Source organism: Paraburkholderia sp. SECH2, from assembly GCF_030464795.1.
Classification (GTDB): Bacteria; Pseudomonadota; Gammaproteobacteria; order Burkholderiales; family Burkholderiaceae; genus Paraburkholderia; species Paraburkholderia aspalathi.
On record NZ_JALPRH010000004.1, the window covers coordinates 254217 to 271766 of the forward strand.

General features: G+C 62.2%; 15 protein-coding genes. 9 read left to right on the forward strand and 6 right to left on the reverse strand.

Annotated elements, in window-relative coordinates:
• Positions 1-145 precede the first annotated feature (145 nt).
• Positions 146-1597 (forward strand): APC family permease, encoded by a 1452-nt coding sequence (locus M0D66_RS10375; RefSeq protein ID WP_200619435.1) that lies wholly within the window; start codon positions 146-148, stop codon positions 1595-1597.
• A gap of 157 nt (positions 1598-1754) precedes the next feature.
• Entirely contained in the window at positions 1755-2969 is a 1215-nt protein-coding gene (locus tag M0D66_RS10380; RefSeq protein WP_266210702.1) for a porin, read from the forward strand.
• An 81-nt stretch (positions 2970-3050) separates the two neighbouring features.
• Here M0D66_RS10380 and M0D66_RS10385 read toward each other — a convergent pair whose 3' ends face one another.
• Positions 3051-3416, reverse strand: coding sequence for a hypothetical protein (locus tag M0D66_RS10385; protein ID WP_054037539.1), 366 nt, complete (start codon positions 3414-3416; stop codon positions 3051-3053).
• A 164-nt stretch (positions 3417-3580) separates the two neighbouring features.
• Entirely contained in the window at positions 3581-4357 is a 777-nt protein-coding gene (gene tam, locus M0D66_RS10390; protein ID WP_200650999.1) for a trans-aconitate 2-methyltransferase, read from the reverse strand.
• A 167-nt stretch (positions 4358-4524) separates the two neighbouring features.
• Here tam and M0D66_RS10395 point away from each other — a divergent pair, with 167 nt between their 5' ends.
• Positions 4525-5421 (forward strand): LysR family transcriptional regulator, encoded by an 897-nt coding sequence (locus M0D66_RS10395; protein ID WP_200619438.1) that lies wholly within the window; start codon positions 4525-4527, stop codon positions 5419-5421.
• 15 nt (positions 5422-5436) lie between these two features.
• On the opposite strand, the gene M0D66_RS10400 is transcribed toward M0D66_RS10395, so the two are convergent.
• Genes M0D66_RS10400 through M0D66_RS10410 form a run of 3 tightly spaced genes read right to left on the reverse strand, consistent with a single transcriptional unit; the run spans position 5437 to position 8841 of the window.
• Complete coding sequence (locus M0D66_RS10400) at positions 5437-6084, reverse strand: GntR family transcriptional regulator (RefSeq protein ID WP_200619439.1); 648 nt, start codon at positions 6082-6084, stop codon at positions 5437-5439.
• On the reverse strand, positions 6081-7451 hold the full coding sequence (locus tag M0D66_RS10405) for an aspartate aminotransferase family protein (RefSeq protein WP_200619440.1): 1371 nt from the start codon (positions 7449-7451) through the stop codon (positions 6081-6083). Before M0D66_RS10405 ends, M0D66_RS10400 begins: the two co-directional genes overlap by 4 nt.
• Positions 7452-7491: 40 nt before the next feature.
• Complete coding sequence (locus tag M0D66_RS10410; RefSeq protein ID WP_201126326.1) at positions 7492-8841, reverse strand: glutamine synthetase family protein; 1350 nt, start codon at positions 8839-8841, stop codon at positions 7492-7494.
• A 184-nt stretch (positions 8842-9025) separates the two neighbouring features.
• Between M0D66_RS10410 and M0D66_RS10415 the strand changes: the two genes are divergently transcribed.
• The 5 genes from M0D66_RS10415 to M0D66_RS10435 all read left to right on the forward strand — a co-directional run bounded on the left by M0D66_RS10415 (position 9026) and on the right by M0D66_RS10435 (position 13569).
• Entirely contained in the window at positions 9026-10063 is a 1038-nt protein-coding gene (locus M0D66_RS10415; RefSeq protein ID WP_200650995.1) for an AraC family transcriptional regulator, read from the forward strand.
• Between the two features lie 199 nt (positions 10064-10262).
• On the forward strand, positions 10263-11156 hold the full coding sequence (aguB, locus tag M0D66_RS10420; RefSeq protein WP_266210703.1) for an N-carbamoylputrescine amidase: 894 nt from the start codon (positions 10263-10265) through the stop codon (positions 11154-11156).
• Positions 11157-11247: 91 nt separating this feature from the next.
• Positions 11248-12279, forward strand: a complete 1032-nt coding sequence (locus M0D66_RS10425; RefSeq protein WP_200619444.1) for a histone deacetylase family protein — start codon at positions 11248-11250, stop codon at positions 12277-12279.
• 145 nt (positions 12280-12424) lie between these two features.
• Positions 12425-13048 (forward strand): glutathione S-transferase family protein, encoded by a 624-nt coding sequence (locus tag M0D66_RS10430; RefSeq protein ID WP_093633702.1) that lies wholly within the window; start codon positions 12425-12427, stop codon positions 13046-13048.
• A gap of 140 nt (positions 13049-13188) precedes the next feature.
• Positions 13189-13569, forward strand: coding sequence for a hypothetical protein (locus M0D66_RS10435; RefSeq protein ID WP_234475165.1), 381 nt, complete (start codon positions 13189-13191; stop codon positions 13567-13569).
• A gap of 100 nt (positions 13570-13669) precedes the next feature.
• Here M0D66_RS10435 and fabV read toward each other — a convergent pair whose 3' ends face one another.
• A complete protein-coding gene (gene fabV / locus M0D66_RS10440; protein WP_266210704.1) occupies positions 13670-14866 on the reverse strand; it encodes an enoyl-ACP reductase FabV in 1197 nt (398 codons plus the stop codon).
• Between the two features lie 150 nt (positions 14867-15016).
• On the opposite strand from fabV, the gene M0D66_RS10445 reads away from it, so the two are divergent.
• Positions 15017-17545, forward strand: coding sequence for a penicillin-binding protein 1A (locus M0D66_RS10445; protein WP_266210705.1), 2529 nt, complete (start codon positions 15017-15019; stop codon positions 17543-17545).
• Positions 17546-17550: the final 5 nt, after the last annotated feature.

The window sequence follows — 17550 nt, forward strand, 5'->3', positions numbered from 1 at the left end:
TGGCGCAGTTCGCGAAGTCGCTTTATTTTTTAGCTACCTACCATGCGCTCACACCGAAACTTCGAACGTCGGTCAAGCGAGCGTCTGGACCAGTATTTCCAGGGTTTAGGCGAGTTCCAGACTAGCCAACAAAATAGAGGCAGCGATGAATGAACCCTACTCTCCGACCCGTCTGGTCGACGCGGAGAATCCCGTGGAACTGAAGGGCAATACGCTGGGCCTGTGGCAGATCGTGTTTCTTGTGATTTCCGCGGCCGCGCCGCTGACCGGCATGCTCGGTGCGGTGCCGCCCGCGATCAGCCTGGGCAATGGCGCCGGCATTCCGGGCGCGTTCGTGATTGCCGGCGTCGTGCTGCTGATCTTTAGCGTGGGCTTCGCGTCGATGAGCCGACATGTGGTGCGCGCCGGTGCGTTTTACGCGTACATCACCGCCGGACTTGGACGGCCATTGGGCATGGCCGGCGCACTCGTCGCGTTGATGTCGTACACCTTCATCCAGATCGCGCTATACGGGCTGTTTGGATTTTTCTGCACGGTGATTCTTTCTCCACTCCTGCACACGGCGATGCCCTGGTACGGCTATTCGCTGATCTGCGTGGCGGTGGTGCAATTCACCGGCATCCGCGGTATCGATCTGAATAGCCGGCTGCTCGGCGTGCTGATGTGTCTCGAACTGGGCATTCTGCTGCTGCTTGCGATTGCGATCGTCGTGCATGATGGTGGCCCGAACGGCCTCACGCTCGCGCCGTTCACGCCGGAGCATGTGTTCAGCGGCCACCTGGGCATTGCGGTGATGTTTGCCTTTGCGTCGTTTATCGGTTTCGAAGCGACGGCGATTTACGGCAAGGAATGCCGGGACCCGAAAGTGACTGTGCCACGCGCGACGTACGTGTCGGTGATGCTGATTCTCGTGTTCTTCGCTTTCGTCACGTGGACGATTGTTTGCGCGTATGGACTGACCGACGTGGTCGCGGTTGCGACGAAGCAGCCTGGCGACTTCTGGTTCATTCAATCCGGCAAGTACCTGGGCGGTGCGGTGACGACGGTGATGAGCTTCCTGTTGCTCAGCAGTATCTTCGCGAGCCTGTTGTCGTTTCATAACACGCTGGTGCGTTATATCCACGCGCTGAGCCTGGAGGGAATCCTGCCGCAAGCGTTGAACCGCGTGCACGAAAAGTACCGTTCACCGTATGTGGCGAGCTACCTGCAAACGCTCTCCGTGTGCGTTCTGCTCGGGCTCTTCATCGCGGCAGGCAGCGATGCGTTCAACATCGTGTTCAGTTGGAGTTCGGCGCTCGGCACGATCGGGATCGTGATGTTGCAAGCAGTGACGAGTTTTTCCGTCATCGCGTTCTTCCGCAAGACGCGCAAGGACACGCGCGTATGGCATTCGTTCGTCGCGCCTCTCGTCGGTGGCATCGGCCTGCTGTATATCGGCGTGATTCTGGTGCGCAATCTTGACGCGCTCAGCGGCTCCGATAGCCCGATCGTCAAGTCTTTCCCCTGGATCGTATTCGCGGTGGCGCTCTGTGGCGTCGTGATCGGTCTCATCTTGCGTAAGAAGCGACCGGACATCTACGCGCGCTTCGGGCAGTAATCGAACAGCGCGCAAGACACCCAGCGCGCGCTAGCTCGCCACGTTCTAACGATCGACTGTTGCCGTTCATTCCTGAACGGCGGCGGAATGGTGTCGTTCGTTTGAGGCGTCCAGTTTGTTCTTGCTGATTTCACCACTCAACTTCCGGCTAAAAAATATGGCAGACACATTCGTCAAGCGCTCGGCGCTTGCGCTGGCCGCGTGCGGCCTCGCGATGGGCGCACATGCGCAATCTTCGGTGACGCTCTATGGCACGGTCGACGCCGGCGTCGTGTACACCACCAACCAGCAGACGACGCTCGCCGACGGCAGCACCAACGGCCACGCGAATTATCAGCTGGCGGGCGGCAATCTGGTGCCGTCGCGTTGGGGCTTGACGGGCGCTGAAGATATCGGTGGCGGCACCACGGTGAACTTCACGTTGGAGAACAGCTTTCTGATCGGCAACGGTGCGATGCTGCAATCGAATACGCTGTTCAACCGCAACGCATGGGTCGGTTTGAACAACGGTACGTACGGCGCGCTGACGTTCGGCCGTCAATACGATCCGTTCTCCGACTACATGGGAGCGTACGCATCGAGCAATAACTGGGCGACGTTGTACGGCTCGCATTTCGGCGACGTCGACAACCTCAACGAAGCGTTCAACTTCAACAACTCGATCAAATACATCAGCCCGAGCTTCGGTGGTTTGACGGTGGGCGGCTTGTTCAGCCTGGGTGGCGTGGCGGGGAATTTCTCGCAGAACAAGGGCTGGGCACTGGCGGCGAATTACGCGCAGGGGCCGTTGTCGCTGAGCGCGGGGTATCTCGAGTTGAATCAGCCGTTGCAGGCAGCCCTAGGCGGCACGACCGGTTATATCGGCGATTTCAGTTGCGCGAATGCTGACGCGTCGTATTGTCTGCTGCAGCAGGCGAGCAAGGTGAGGATTTTCGGAGCAGGGGGCTCGTACGCGTTCGGCAAGGCGGGCGTGGCGCTCACCTATACGCATACGCGCCTATCACAGAGCCAGTATTTCGCGAGTGCGGCAACGCCCGCGGGGCAAGATATTTCGTTCGACATTGCCGAGTTGAATACGACCTATATGGTCGCGCCGGATTTGCAGCTTGGTCTGGCCTATATTTTCAACGACGCCAAACCGAGCAGCAGCGCTTCGACCCGCGTGCACCAGATCAACCTTGGCGCGGTGTATAGCCTGTCGAAGCGGACGGCGGTTTATGCGGTGGCGATCGGGCAGAAATCTTCCGGCGCCGGGCTGGGGATCAATCCGTCGACGGGGCAGACGGAGAATCTGGCGCAGATTCCGAATATCGTCAATTCGGACACGGATAAACAACTCTCCGTGATCGTGGGTTTGCGGCACAATTTTTAATTTGCCTGCGCGGCGCTGGCAAACCGATCAACGGAGCCAACGCCGCATCCCGACTCACGCAACATGCCGCGCGGGAAAAAATTAATCGGCGAGGCGCTTGTCCGAAAGCGCGTTCTGGCAATCCGCCAGCACCTGCTTGACTAGCCGCGCCTGCGGGTCGAGTTCGTCTGTATCGAGAATTTCCTCGACCGCGTCCCGCGCCCAATCGGCCTCGACAAATTTCGCGTGCCGCTGCGCAATCTCCAGCGCGGTTGCCGACAACCTGGCGATACTCAACCAGTCTGCTTCCCGGGACCGATAGTCGAGCCACTTATGAGCGGCCTGCACGTGAAACGCCGCGTCAGGCCAGTCCTCATTCAGGTAATAAGCGCCCAGGCAGCCGCAGGTGAGCCAGCACAACAGCTCCAAACGGTCCCGTGGACTCAGATGATGGCGTACATCACTCATGGCGACGCTCGCTGCTGAAATTTGCGTTCCGATTAGGGCGGCAAGCCGCCCTCCGCTTACGTTACACAATATCACGCAGAATTCACGAGCGGCAATGCCTGACTGACCCTGGCGACTCCGGCACCACAAACACCACGGGGTAACCCGCAGGCGGCCTGACTCCGCTAGCGCGTAGCGACGATAAACAGCCGTGGGAAGGGCAGCAGCACGGTGCCGTCAGCCTGGGCCGGATAAGCTCGCGCGATCGCATCACGGTAGCGCGCGAGGAAGACGCCTTGTTCGCTGTCGTCGAGTTCGGCGAGGAACGGCCTCAGCGCGCTGCCCTTGAACCACTCGACCACCGCGTCCGCGCCGCCCGCGAGCGGGTGATGGTAGACGGTGCGCCACACGTCGACCCGCGCGCACAGTGGTTTGAGTAACGCGTAGTACCAGTCGGCGCCATAGCGCATGGTGCGTTCCACCCCCCTCAGCTTGTTCGCCCAGGGGCCGTCCGCCGCGATTTCGCGCAGCAAACGGTGCGCGGGTTCGTCGAGGTTGTCCGGCATCTGCACGGCCAGGTTGCCGCCCGGCGCAAGTTTTTTTACCAGCGATGGAAACAGTTGCTCGTGATTCGGCACCCACTGCAGCACGGCGTTGGCGAGGATCAGGTCGTAAGGGCCTGGCGCATCCCACGTTTCGATGTCGCTCACCTCGAACTGGAATTGCGGCAGGCGCTTGACGGCCGCCGCGATCATGTCGGCGGAACTGTCCATGCCGCTGACCTTCGCGCCGGGCAGGCGGGCCGCCAGCGCTTCGGTGGAATTGCCGGGCCCGCAGCCGATGTCCACCGCCACTCGCACATCCGTTGCCGGCACCGCAGCCAGCAGATCCCTGACCGGACGCGTGCGCTCGTTTTCGAATAACACGTACTGTTTTGCCTGCCAATTTGTCGATGAAGTCATCTCGCGCTCCTTTGTCCCGATTGCACCCAATTGCATCCGATTTCCGGACCGTTTTCGCTGACATCCACCCACAGGGTGTGATGTCAAATCGATCCAATGCGCTCATTCTGTGCGGCGGCGAAGGCGGAGTAAAATGAATTTATCATTTCAATTCCTTCATTTTTCTAATGAAAATCGACACGCTCGGCGTACAGGCGTTCGTCGCGATCGCGGATCGCGGCAGCTTTCAAGGCGCCGCCGATTCGCTGCACGTCACGCAAACGGCCATTACGCAGCGTCTGCGTAAGCTCGAAACGTATCTCGGCGTCACGCTGATCGAGCGGACCACGCGTTCCATGGCACTGACGGAAATAGGGCGCAGTTTTCTGCCGCAAGCGCGCCGCTTGTTGGGCGAGCTTGCCGATGCGCTGGTGGAAATTCGTGAGACGGGCGTGGCCCGTCGCGGCGATGTGTCGATCGCCTGCGTGCCGACCGTGGGCGTGCAGTATCTGCCGCGCATTCTGCAGGCGTATGCCGCGCGTTATCCGCATAACCGCATCAAGATTCTCGATCACGCGTCGTCCGCAGTGGAGGAGGCGGTGCTGCGCCGGGAGGTGGAGTTCGGCATCAATATCGCCGGCGAGCGTCATCCCGATCTTGCCAGCGTGCCGTTGACGGAAGACCGCTACGTGCTGATCTGCCATGAAGATCATCCGCTGGCGAAACGGCGGCGCATCGCCTGGCAGCAATTGCAACCGTATCCGCTGATTTTTGCCGGCGAGGTCAGCGGCAATCGCGCATTGCTCGATGTCGCGCTGGAAAAGAGCGAACTGGCGCTGCGCTCGTTTTATGAAGTGCAGCGCAGTTCGACTGCTGTCGGGCTGGTCGCTCAGGGTGTGGGTGCGGCCGTCGTGCCGGCGCTCGCCATTCAGAAGGGCGCGTATCCGACGGTTCGCACGGTTGAGCTCACGCATCCGGTGGTTTCGCGCACGCTTGTTCTCGTGGCGCGTAAGACCGCTCAGTTGTCGCCGGCGGCGCAGGCGCTTTACGACATGATTCTGGAACAGGCGACGTTGAAAGCGTGATTCCTGCGCCGGCCCCTATAAACACTGCGCCCGCAAACAACTCGCCGCATGACTCAGATCGTCCTCGATCGCGCGTCGCACGCCGGCCGCATCCCGCGCCTTCGCGGCGTTCAGCAAGTCGTCGTGGGCATCGTTGAGCGTGGCGGCGAACTGCGCGTCGCCAAACAACAGATTCGAAATCGGCCCGACCTGTAGCCACACCGTTTCGATCAACTCGAGCAAAAGCGGCGAGCCGGCCGCGCGGTAGAGAATCAGGTGAAACGCCTCGTTGGCGTCGAGATAGCCCTTGGCGTCGGCGATCCGCAAGGCCTGCACCATCTGCGCATTCAGTTTTTCCAGCGTTTCCAGATCGTGCTCGCTGAGATGCGGCACGCCCAGTTCGGCGGCCTGGCCTTCGAGAATCAGGCGCACGCGCAGCACGTCGTCGAATTGTTCTTTCGACAGACGTGGCACCGTCACGCCGCAATTGGGCACGTTCACCAGCGCCGATTCGGCGGCGAGGCGCTGCAAGGCGGAGCGCACCGGCATTTCGCCCACGCCGAGTTCGGCGGCGACGTGACGGATCTTGATGCGCTCGCCCGGCACGAAGCGCCCGATCGTCAGCCACTGCCGTAGCGTTTCGTAGGTCTGGTCCTGCAGCGTGTGATGGCGCGAAGTTTTCATAAAGCTCGACAGGTCAGTTCCGCAAGGCAGGCGTCGAATGTGGAAACCAGTCTGTCGACGTCGGCCGCCGACGTGTCGGGGCATACCAGGATCATGTTGTGAAACGGCGTGATCAGCACCCCGCGATTGAGCAGGTACAGGTGCAGGATGTGCTCCAGTTCCGGGTCGAGCTGGCGGCCGGCTTCGTCACCGTTGCGCGGCGGCGTCGGCGTGAACTGGAATTCGGTGCGGGCGCCGACGCGCGTTACGCACCACGCGAGGCCGTGGCGTGCGATCGCATCCTTCAGACCGGTCTCGATTCGCTCGGCGAGCGCGAACATGTGATCGTAGGCGGCGTCGGTCATGACCTCGGCGAGCGTCGCGCGGATCGCGCTCATCGCCAGCATATTCGCCGTGAGGGTGGTGCCGATGCCTGAGTGGCCGGGCGGTGCGCTGCGCTTGGCGTGCTGCGCGCGGGCCGCGAGCTCCGCGCTGAACCCATACACCGCGCACGGAAAACCGCCGCCCACCGGTTTGCCGAGGATGAACAGATCGGGTTCGAGGCCGTACGCTTTCGTGTAACCGCCGGGGCCGCAGCTGATGGTGTGGGTTTCGTCGATCGCGAGCAGCGTGCCGTAGCGGCGTATGAGCGCTTGCGCTTGCCGCCAGTAGTCAGGCTCGGGCAGCACCATGCCGATGTTGGTCATCGCGGGTTCAGCCAGCACGCAGGCCACTTCGCCGTCTTTCAGCGCGTTTTCCAGCGCGGCCAGATCATTGAACTCGATCACGTGCGTGGTGCCGAGCAGGTCGTGCACCTGGCCGATCAGGCTGTCGCGCTGTTGCGGCTGGCCGTCGATGAGATCGACGAACACGTCGTCCACGGTGCCGTGATAACAACCGTTGAAGATCAGGATCTGTTTGCGCCCGGTCGCCGCGCGCGCCCAGCGCAACGCAAAGCGGTTGGCGTCGCTCGCGGTCATCGCGAACTGCCAGTAGGGTAGGCCGAAACGGCGCGCGAGTTCTTCTCCGACCCACGCGGCATCCTCGCCCGGCAGCATGGTCGTCAAACCGCGCTCGGCCTGGGCTGCCAACGCGCGGGCCACGGGCGCTGGCGAGTGGCCGAACATCGCGCCGGTGTCGCCGAGGCAGAAGTCCGCGTAATGATGACCGTCCACGTCGGTAAACGCGGCGCCGCGTGCTTCTTCGACATAGAGCGAGAAGGGCGTCGACCAGTCGTTCATCCAGTGCAGCGGCACGCCGAACAACAGGTGGCGCGCGGCGCGTTCGGACAGCGCGCGCGATGTCGGCATGGCGTCGGCAAACGCGCGGCGTTCGCGTTCGACGAGCGCCTGTGCGCGCTCCCAGTTGATACCTTGGCGAGTATTCAAATCCAGCTTCTCCGATGACGTTTCCATAAGCCGCCCGCACTCACACGAGCAGTTGCAGATGCTCGCGCTCCCACGCGGTAATGCCTTGCGAGAAGGTCTCGAACTCCTTTTCCTTCACCGCGCAATAGGCCTGCACGAACTTGTCGCCGAGCACGTCCGCGAGTTCGGTGCACTTCAGGAGCGCCTTGAGCGCATCTTCGAGGCCGCGCGGCAATTCGTATTCAAGGTCGTAGGCGCTTTCGATCATCGGCGCCGACGCTTCCTGCTGCTCCACCATGCCGAGATAGCCGCAGGCGAGGGTGGCCGCCATTGCCAGATACGGATTGACGTCGACGCCCGGCACGCGGTTTTCGAGCCGCCGGCCGTCCGGTCCGGAGTTCGGCACGCGGATGCCGCAGGTGCGGTTGTCGTAACCCCAGCGCACGTTGATCGGCGCGGCGGTGAAGCGCGACAGACGCCGGTAGGAGTTCACGTAAGGCGCGAACATCGGCATGGCTTGCGGCATGTACTTCTGCAAGCCGCCGATGTAGTTGAAAAACAGCGGGCTCGCTGTTCCATCGGGAAGCGAAAAGATGTTCTCGCCGGTTTTGCTGTCGACGATGCTCTGATGAATATGCATCGCGCTGCCGGGTTCATGTTCCATCGGCTTGGCCATGAAAGTCGCGAAAATGCCGTGACGGAAGGCAGTTTCACGCACCGCGCGCTTGAACAGGAACACGCGGTCGGCGAGATCGAGCGCGTCGCCGTGCGAAAAATTGATCTCCATTTGCCCCGCGCCGACTTCATGCACGAGCGTCTCGACGCCGAGATGCGTGGTCTCGCAGAAGCGCGACAGGTCCTGGAAGAACGGATCGAATTCGTTGACGGCGTCGATCGAGAACGACTGGCGGCCGGCTTCGCTGCGCCCCGCGCGACCGAGCGGCGGGCGCAGCGGTTCATGCGGATTCTTGTTCTGCGCGATCAGGTAGAACTCCATCTCCGGCGCGACCACAGGGCGCCAGCCTTTTTCCTCATAGAGTTTCAGCACGCGCCGCAACACCGCGCGCGGCGAGATGCCGATCGGCTTGCCGTCGAGTCCGACACAATCGTGGATCACGACCGCGACCTGTTCGATTGCCCACGGTACGAGCCGCACCGTGTTCGGATCGGGGATGCAGACCATGTCGGGATCGCTCGGCCCGACAAAGCGCTCGAAATCCGCGAACTCGCCGTTGACGGTGATCATCAGCAGCGCGTTCGACATGTGCATCTTGCCTTCCGAGAGAAACAGGTTCTTCGGCACGATCTTGCCGCGCGCGACGCCCGTCATGTCCGGTATCACGCATTCCACTTCATGAATGCGGTGATGTTCCAGGAATTCACGCAGGTCGTCGCGTAGGTCGCTTTGCAAGGTTGACTCCAGTCGGTTGATGAAGACGGCGCGAAGCGCGGCTGCAAACCTTGCGCGAACGAGCCTGTTCGGAAAAGCTGGGTATTTTGCATCATGGGATTTGATCAAATCATCGCACGGATTTTCCCTTTTGGGAAATTTGATCAAATATCATCGGTTGATCGAGGGAACCTGAGAATCACCCATGACCGATGCACCGTGCTCGCCACGCCCGTCGCCGGCCCAATGCGTTGCGACCTTGCATACGATTGCCGCCGCCGTCTCCTTGCTGGAGCGGCAGGGGATTGGCGCTGAGGTGTTGCTGGCGGGAAGCGGCGTTAGCGAGGGCGATTTGCGTCAGCCGTCCGGGCTCGTCACGCACGCGCAGGAACTGATCGTGTTCGCCAACGCGTTGCAGGCTCGCGGCGATACGCGCATCGGCCTCGATATCGGCCGCGCCATGCATATCTCGAGCTACGGCATCCTCGGTTACGCGATGCTGGTGAGTCCCACGCTTGGCGACGCGCTGCAGTGCGCCCAGGACTTTCCCCTACTGCTTGGAAGCTACTTCAAGGTATCGCTGCGCCGCAACGCAGATGTCGCGGCCATCGTCGCGGCCGATTACCGCTACCGGCCGGATCTCGCCGTGATCAATACGGACATGTGTCTCGCGTCGATGTGGGCGGTGGTCTGCGACGTGCTGTCAGCGCGGCGCGCGCCATCCGCGCTCGAGGTGACGTTCGGCGCACCGGCTCACGCGGACGCCTACGAAGAGCGGATCGGCCAACGCGCCACCTTCGACGCTGCCGAAAACGCGCTGATTTTTCCGGCCAGCTGGCTCGACGAACCGTTGCCCCTCGCCGAGCCGGTGAGCTATCTGATGTCGCGTCAGCAATGCGCGCAACTCGAGCGCGAATGGGCCACCGCGGCGGGCAACGACGTCACCGCGCGCAGCCTGCGCCTGCTGTATTCCGACCCACGCCGCTATGGTTCGCTGCGCTCGCTCGCCGATGCGCTGTGCGTGTCGGAGCGCACGCTCAGACGGCGTCTTGCGGGCAGCGGCTCGGCCTTCCAGGCGCTGCTCGACCGCGTGCGCCACGATCTCGCGCTCGACTACCTGGTGCGTACGCGGCTGTCGATGTCGGATATCGCCGAGCGGCTCGGCTATAGCGAAACGGCCGGATTCCGGCACGCGTTTCGCCGCTGGACCGGCCGTTGTCCGAGCGACTATCGCTGCGCGTAGCTTGCGGTTTTCTGCCCTGAGTCCTTTTGAGCGCACGGTGTCAGCGGCGCGACTACGTTCTTTCGTCGAATCCAGTTCCAATGTCACGTCGGCCCGGCCAGATTGGCCACATTTATCCCCTCGATGACCGTTTCCCCGTTATCGCCCACCCGCGTTCCTCGGGCAGAATTTTCCCAGACGAACATAGAGGAGACGCGAGATGCGAGCAGTCAGCGTGGCGGCAATCCAGTTGGCCGTGCCGGGGTGGGATCGCGAGGCGAATCTCGCGCAAGCCGAGCGCCTGGTGCGCGAAGCGGCGGCGCAGGGCGCGCAGGTGATTCTGCTGCCCGAACTTTTTGAGCTGCCGTACTTCTGCACCGAACAGGATTCAAAGCACTTCCGCCATGCGCTTCCTTTCGATGGCCATCCCGCCATCACGCGCTTTAGCCGCGTCGCGGCCGAGTTGAACGTGGTCCTGCCGATCTGCTTCTTCGAGCGGGCCGGCAATGTCTTCTACAACACGGTGGCGATGATCGACGCCGATGGCAGCGTGCTCGGCCGCTACCGCAAAACCCATATCCCCGACGGCCCAGGCTACAGCGAGAAGTACTACTTCACGCCTGGCGACACGGGTTTTCGCGTCTGGCCGACGCGTTACGGCAGGCTCGGCGTCGGCATCTGCTGGGATCAGTGGTTTCCGGAAACGGCTCGCGCGATGGCGCTTCTCGGCGCTGAACTGCTGTTCTATCCGACTGCGATCGGCAGCGAACCGCAAGACGCCGCCCTCGACAGCAGCGCGCACTGGCAACGCGTGATGCAGGGCCACGCAGGCGCGAACCTCGTGCCGCTGATTGCCGCGAACCGCACCGGCCGCGAGCAGGGCCGCGACTTTCCGCAGCGCTATTACGGCTCGTCGTTTATCGCCGATCAGTACGGCGAGCAGGTGCAGAAAGCTGGGCGCGACGAGCCCGCGATCCTGCTGCATCGTTTCGATCTGGATGTGGTCGCCGCGGCTCGTCATGCGTGGGGCGTGTTTCGCGACCGGCGTCCGGCCTGCTACGGCATCCTCGCGACAAGCGATGGCGAGCACCGTACCCAGGAAGGGGGAGTTTGAGTGTCGTATCCACGAACGTGGCCGGCCTCAGCGCATCAAGCGACGTATTAAGCGACGGAGTCGAGCAACAAGCATCCTGAGGAGACATTGCATGTTGACTGTGTATAGCGATCGGCACCGGCTGCACCATGGCCATGCCGAATTGATCGACGGCGAAATGAAGCCTTGCTTCGAGATGCCGAGCCGTGCGGATTTCATCCTGGAGCGGGTGCGAGAAACGAAGCTCGGCGACGTGATTGCGCCCGCATCGTTCGGACTCGATCCCGTGCACCGTATTCACGACAAGGGCTTCATTGCGTTTCTTGCCAGCGCATGGGACCAATGGAGTGCGCTCGGCCGCAAGCACGACGCGCTGCCGCTCATCTGGCCGGTACGTGGCTTGCGCCAGGACCGCGTGCCGGAAGATATCGACGGTAAGCTCGGTTATTACTCGATGGATGCGGGTGTGCCGATCACCGCGGGCACATGGGCTGCCGTGAGCGATGCGGTGGATGTCGCGCTGACGGGGGCGCGCCACGTGAGGGAAGGCGCGCGCGGTGCGTTCTCGTTGTGCCGGCCGCCTGGGCATCATGCCGCGGCGGACTATATGGGCGGTTACTGCTACATCAACAACGCGGCGGTGGCGGCGCAATCATTCCTCGACGCGGGCGCAAAACGCGTGGCGGTTCTCGATGTCGACTATCACCACGGCAACGGCACGCAGAGCATTTTCTATCATCGCCCGGACGTCTTGTTCGCTTCGCTGCATGGCGATCCGCGCACCGAGTATCCATTCTTTCTCGGGCACGCCGACGAAACCGGCGCGGGCGCGGGTCTCGGCTACAACGCGAACTTCCCGCTGCAACCGGGTACGGCATGGGCGGACTATGCGGTGGCGCTCGACGCGGCTTGTGCGCGTGTTGCTGATTACGCGCCGGATGCGCTGGTGGTGTCGCTCGGTGTCGATACTTTCGAGGAAGACCCGATTTCGCAGTTCAAGCTGCGCAGCGCTGACTATCTGCGCATTGGCGAGGCGATCGGACGATTGGGGAAAGCGACCTTGTTCGTGATGGAAGGTGGCTACGCGGTCGCGGCGATCGGGGTCAACGCAGTGAATGTGCTGACGGGTTTTGAGTCGGTTTAACTGACCCTCTGTCGTGACGCAAGCTGGCCCAGCGCACAACGTGCAAAGTGTCTATGTCCGCTTTATCGCGCTATCGATACGCTACGATTCGAGCCGGATTCCCGGTGAATTTATCCATAGCGACTGAACGAGCGGCCCCGATCCTATGCTTCAGATACTAGGCAAAGCTTCATCCATCAACGTGCGCAAAGTACTGTGGACGTGTGCCGAACTCGGCCTGCCGTTTGAACGGGAGGACTGGGGTTCCGGATTCAAGGCGACTGATGTGCCCGAATTTGTCGCTTTGAATCCTAATGCCATGGTTCCGGTGATCAAGGACGGTGAGTTTGTGCTGTGGGAATCCAACTCGATCATCCGTTACCTGGCCGGCCGCTATGACGGCGAGTTTCTGTATCCGAGCGATCCTTGCGAGCGCGCCAGGTGCGATCAATGGATCGACTGGCAGGCGAGCGAGCTGAACCGGGCGTGGAGCTACGCGTTTCTTGCGCTGGTCCGGCACTCGCCGGCTCACCAGGACCGTCAGCAGATTGATCTGTCGTGTGCGAACTGGGCGCGGCATATTGCAATCGTCGACAGGCAACTGGGAACGACCGGCGGCTTCATCGCTGGTTCGGCGTTCTCGCTTGCGGACATTCCGATCGCGCTTTCGATCAACCGTTGGCTTGAGACGCCATTGCAGCATGCCGATTTTCCTGCGCTGACGGCTTACATGGAGCGTCTTGCCACGCGTCCTGGCTATCTGGAGTACTGCCGCAACGGCACACCGTGAGCAGTTCGTTCTCAGGTAATGGCGGCGGCCCTGGCATCACGGGGTCAATTCGCGCGCGACGCTTACAAAAAAGCCTGCGCAGTACTTACAAAAACCTAAGTGCCGAGTGCTTCTGCGCGCCACGATCCGAGTCGCCTACAATGGCCGCTTTTGCGACACAGATTGAAGGTTTAAAGATGCGGGTATCGAAATTTGCACTGGCTTTGCTGACGGCCTGTTTTACTCTCAACGCAAGCGCCGAGATGACGGCCGCGCAATACAAGCTCTGGGCTCATACCGACAACAACTCGGTCTACGCGGCGTACATCACCGGCACGATCAATGCGCTGGGGTGGGCGAACGGGGACCTGGTGTCGAAGAAGCGTCCGCCGCTGTTCTGCCCGCCGCAAAACCTTGCTATCGGCAATCAGAACGTCTACCCGCTGCTCGATCAGTTTTTTACCAACCATCCGAGCATCTCGGACGACTTTCCGATCGGGCTCGCCATTCTGCGCACGCTTCAGGGGGCGTTTCCCTGCTGATACGCCGGATGAGTTTGGCTACGACGCCATCTTGAACGCGTCTACTGCTCATACAGAAAACGCACTGCTTGCGGGGTCGTAAAGACCCCGCAGGCAAACATCACATCTGCACAAGCCCAGGAATCTGCACGTCCGGATTAACGTCGGCTTCATAGTCCACGCCCGCGATCTCGAATCCGAACAGACGCAGGAAGTCGGTCTTGTAGCCGCTGAAGTCGGTGAGCTCGTAAATATTGTCGTTGGTCACCTGGGTCCAGAGTTCCTGAACGCGCGCTTGCACTTCGGGATCGAGCTCCTTGTAGTCCGCGCGCAGACGGCCTTCCTCATCGATGTGCGGCGTCGTGCCGTACATGCTGTCCTTGTATAGCCCGTAGACCTGCTCGATGCAGCCTTCGTGCGTGCCTTTCGCCTTCATCACCTTGAAGAGCAGCGACAGGTACAGCGGCATCATCGGGATCGCGGAGCTCGCCTGCGTCACGACCGCCTTGAGAACCGAAACGCGCGCATCGCCGCCCTTGGCCGCGAGTTTCTCGCGGATGCCGAGCACCTTCTCATCGAGATCTTTCTTGGCCGCGCCGATCGAGCCGTTCCAGTAGATATCGTGCGTGATCTTTTCGCCGAGGTAGGTGAACGCGGTCGTCTTCGCGCCGTCGGCGAGCACGTTGGCCTCGAGGAGGGCGTCGATCCACATCTGCCAGTCTTCGCCGCCCATCACCGCGACCGTATTGTCGATTTCGGCTTGAGTAGCGGGTTCGAGGACGGTTTCCTTGATGACTTCCTTGTCGGTGTCGATGCCGCGCAGGTTGACGGCCTTGCCGATCGGCTTCAGGGTCGAGGTGAACACTTCGCCGGTTTTCGGATGCGTGCGCTTGGGCGCGGCGAGACTGTAGACAACCAGGTCGACCTGACCGAGATCGCGCTTGATGACTTCGATGGTGCGTTGCTTGACTTCGTCGGAGAAAGCGTCGCCGTTGATGCTGGTCGCGTACAGGCCTTTTTCCGTGGCGAATTTCTCGAAGGCGGCGGTGTTGTACCAGCCTGCGGTGCCGGCCTTGGTTTCGCTGCCGGCGCGCTCGAAGAACACGCCGAGCGTGGCCGCGTCCGAGCCGAATGCGGCGCTGATGCGAGCGGCGAGGCCGTAGCCCGTGGAGGCGCCGATCACGAGCACTTTCTTCGGGCCATTGGCGATGGGGCCGCGTGCCTTGACGTATTCGATCTGTTCTTTGACGTTGGCTTCGCAGCCAACCGGATGGGTCGATACACAGATGAAGCCACGCACGCGCGGTTTGATGATCATGAAGCACCTCTTGTCAGAATTGCCGACATTATAGTGGGCTTGGGTTTCTGCCTGTGTGCGGCGCCTGGGTTTGTCCATTTGCAGCGCAAAAATCGGCCATCGCCCCGCATCTTGGTAGGATTCAGCCTTTCCCAGCAGACGGTAGCAAGTGTGAAGCGCCTGATCACCTCATTCTTACAGACCCTTGAAAAAGGGCTAACCCGGGCGAACCAGCCCATCGTGCGGGGCCTCTGGCATCTGCGCCATCCCACGCTGCGCGGCGTGGCATGGGCCTGTGCCGCGAGCCCGGTGCTGCTGGTTCTATATGTGCTGATCCTGATTCCGTTCACGCCCAGCATCGGCGACATCCGCAAGGCGAAAATCGAGCAGCCGGCGCAGATTCTCTCGGCGGACGGCAAATTGCTGGCCGAATTCAAGCCCTCGAACCGCGAGTGGGTGAAGCTCAAGGACATCTCGCCGAATGTGGTGAATGCGCTGATCGCCACGGAAGACCACCGCTTCTACCAGCATTTCGGGCTCGATTGGCGCCGCACGGCGTCCGCCGCGCTGCACACGTTTTCTGGCGACCGGCAGGGTGGTTCGACGATTACCCAGCAACTCGCCCGCAACCTTTATCCCGACGAGATCGGCCGCGCGCCCACGCTGACCCGCAAGATCAAGGAGGCGATTACGGCCTTCAAGATCGAGGCGCTCTACACGAAGGACGAGATCCTCGAGACCTACCTCAACACGGTGCCGTTCCTCTACAACGCGTACGGCATCGAGATGGCGGCGCGAACCTATTTCGACAAATCGGCCGGCGACCTGAACGTGCTCGAAAGCGCGACGCTTACCGGCATGCTCAAGGGCAATAGCTATTACAACCCGGTGCTCAACCCGGAACGCGCCTTACAACGGCGCAACACGGTGCTGGCGCAAATGGTCAAGTACGGCAAGCTCACGCCCGCGGCCTATGCAACGCTTTCGCGCCGCCCTTTGCGCATCGATTTCGAGCGGCAAACCGAGCCGCCCGGACCCGCGCCGCACTTCGCACAGCAACTGCGCAAATGGCTCGCGGCATGGGCCGATCGCAACGACTACAACATCTATTCCGATGGCCTGGTGGTGCGCACCACCATCGATTCACGCTTGCAGACCATGGCCACTCAGGCCGTGACTTTGCAGGGCAACCAGTTGCAGGGCATCGCGAATTCGGCGTGGGGCACGCGCGCAGGTTGTGCGAACGGCCGCGACCTGCTGCAGACTTTCCTGCGCGAAACGCCGGACTATCGTGCCGCAACAGACGCGGGCCTGTCGGATGACGACGCGATGAAGCGTGTCTCGGCCGACCGCGACCTGGTGAAGAGCGTGTGCGAGTCCAAGACCCGCGTGCAGGCGGACTTCCTCGCCATGGACCCGCGCAACGGCCAGATCAAGGCATGGGTCGGCAGCCGCGACTTCAGCCAGGACCCGTTCGACCACGTCCAGCAGGCGCGGCGCCAGCCCGGTTCGACCTTCAAGCCATTTGTCTACGCGGCGGCTTTCGAAGACGGCGCCAAACCCAGCGATACGTTTATCGACAAGCCCGTTGAGATTCCGCTGGCCGGCGGCGAAGTCTGGCGTCCGAGCGACGAAGACGAGCCGAGCGACCGGGCAATCAGCCTGCGCGACGGCCTCGCTTATTCCCGCAACCGGATCACCGCCCAGTTGATGGAAACGGTCGGTCCGAACAAGGTCGCGAAGCTGGCGCGCGCCATGGGCGTGCGCGACAGCGAACTCGACCCGGTGCCGTCGCTCGCGCTCGGCACGAGCCCGGTGACACTGAAAGAGATGGTCTCAGCCTACGGCACGATCGCCAACCTCGGCGGTTACGTGGAGCCGGTGATGGTCACGCGCATCGAAGACCGTAACGGCGAAGTGCTCGCCGAGTTCGAGCCGGCATCGCCGAAACAGGAGTTGCCGGCCGGCGCCGCGCGTACGCTCGTCGATGTGATGCGCGATGTGGTGAGCCGCGGCACGGGTTCGAGCATTCGCAGCCGCTTCGGCGTGCGTGGCGATGTGGCGGGTAAGACGGGCACGACGCAGGGCAACGCGGACGGCTGGTTCATCCTGATTCAACCGCAGCTTGTGGCCGGGGCGTGGGTCGGCTTCAACGACAGCCGGGTGACCTTGCGCAGCGACTATTGGGGCCAGGGGGCGCACAGCGCATTGCCGATCGTCGGCGACTTCTTCCAGCGCGCGCAACGCTCGAAGCTGGTGGATAGTCGCGTCAAGTTCGCGACCGACGAAGAGCCGGGCTGGTTTGCGGAACGCTCAGGCAGACTGCGCGAGTGGTTCCAGCATCTGTTTGCAGCGTCGCCCGCGAAGACGGGGGCGCCGGTTGTCACGCGCAATACGACGCGCCATGCGCCTGCTGTTGCCACGGCGCCGACGTCCGCTGCATCGGCGGTCGCGGCGTCTTCTGCAACTGCCGCTGATGTCGAACCGCGCACGCTGCCGCCACAGCCGCCCCTCCTTCAAGCACCGGCGTCAGCGGTTGCGCCTGCAAACAGGGCGGTCGACGGTGAGGTGCATGGCAACGGTGAGCCGGCTTTGGCGCCGACGCCCACGCCGGACGACGTGCTGCCGCCGGACGCAGGCGGCGCGGCAAACTCGCTTCCGAGCGCGCCGGCCAGCGCGCCGGGGAGTGCCTCGCCCTGAGGTTC

Excerpts from the sequence above, each read along its gene's own strand:
- M0D66_RS10380 (WP_266210702.1), top strand. The coding sequence starts at position 1,755 with ATGGCAGACACATTCGTCAAGCGCTCGGCGCTTGCGCTGGCCGCGTGC.
- tam (WP_200650999.1), bottom strand. The coding sequence starts at position 4,357 with ATGACTTCATCGACAAATTGGCAGGCAAAACAGTACGTGTTATTCGAA.
- M0D66_RS10375 (WP_200619435.1), top strand. The coding sequence starts at position 146 with ATGAATGAACCCTACTCTCCGACCCGTCTGGTCGACGCGGAGAATCCC.
- M0D66_RS10415 (WP_200650995.1), top strand. The coding sequence starts at position 9,026 with ATGACCGATGCACCGTGCTCGCCACGCCCGTCGCCGGCCCAATGCGTT.
- M0D66_RS10435 (WP_234475165.1), top strand. The coding sequence starts at position 13,189 with ATGGCCGCTTTTGCGACACAGATTGAAGGTTTAAAGATGCGGGTATCG.
- M0D66_RS10395 (WP_200619438.1), top strand. The coding sequence starts at position 4,525 with ATGAAAATCGACACGCTCGGCGTACAGGCGTTCGTCGCGATCGCGGAT.
- aguB (WP_266210703.1), top strand. The coding sequence starts at position 10,263 with ATGCGAGCAGTCAGCGTGGCGGCAATCCAGTTGGCCGTGCCGGGGTGG.
- M0D66_RS10385 (WP_054037539.1), bottom strand. The coding sequence starts at position 3,416 with ATGAGTGATGTACGCCATCATCTGAGTCCACGGGACCGTTTGGAGCTG.
- M0D66_RS10400 (WP_200619439.1), bottom strand. The coding sequence starts at position 6,084 with ATGAAAACTTCGCGCCATCACACGCTGCAGGACCAGACCTACGAAACG.
- fabV (WP_266210704.1), bottom strand. The coding sequence starts at position 14,866 with ATGATCATCAAACCGCGCGTGCGTGGCTTCATCTGTGTATCGACCCAT.
- M0D66_RS10425 (WP_200619444.1), top strand. The coding sequence starts at position 11,248 with ATGTTGACTGTGTATAGCGATCGGCACCGGCTGCACCATGGCCATGCC.
- M0D66_RS10430 (WP_093633702.1), top strand. The coding sequence starts at position 12,425 with ATGCTTCAGATACTAGGCAAAGCTTCATCCATCAACGTGCGCAAAGTA.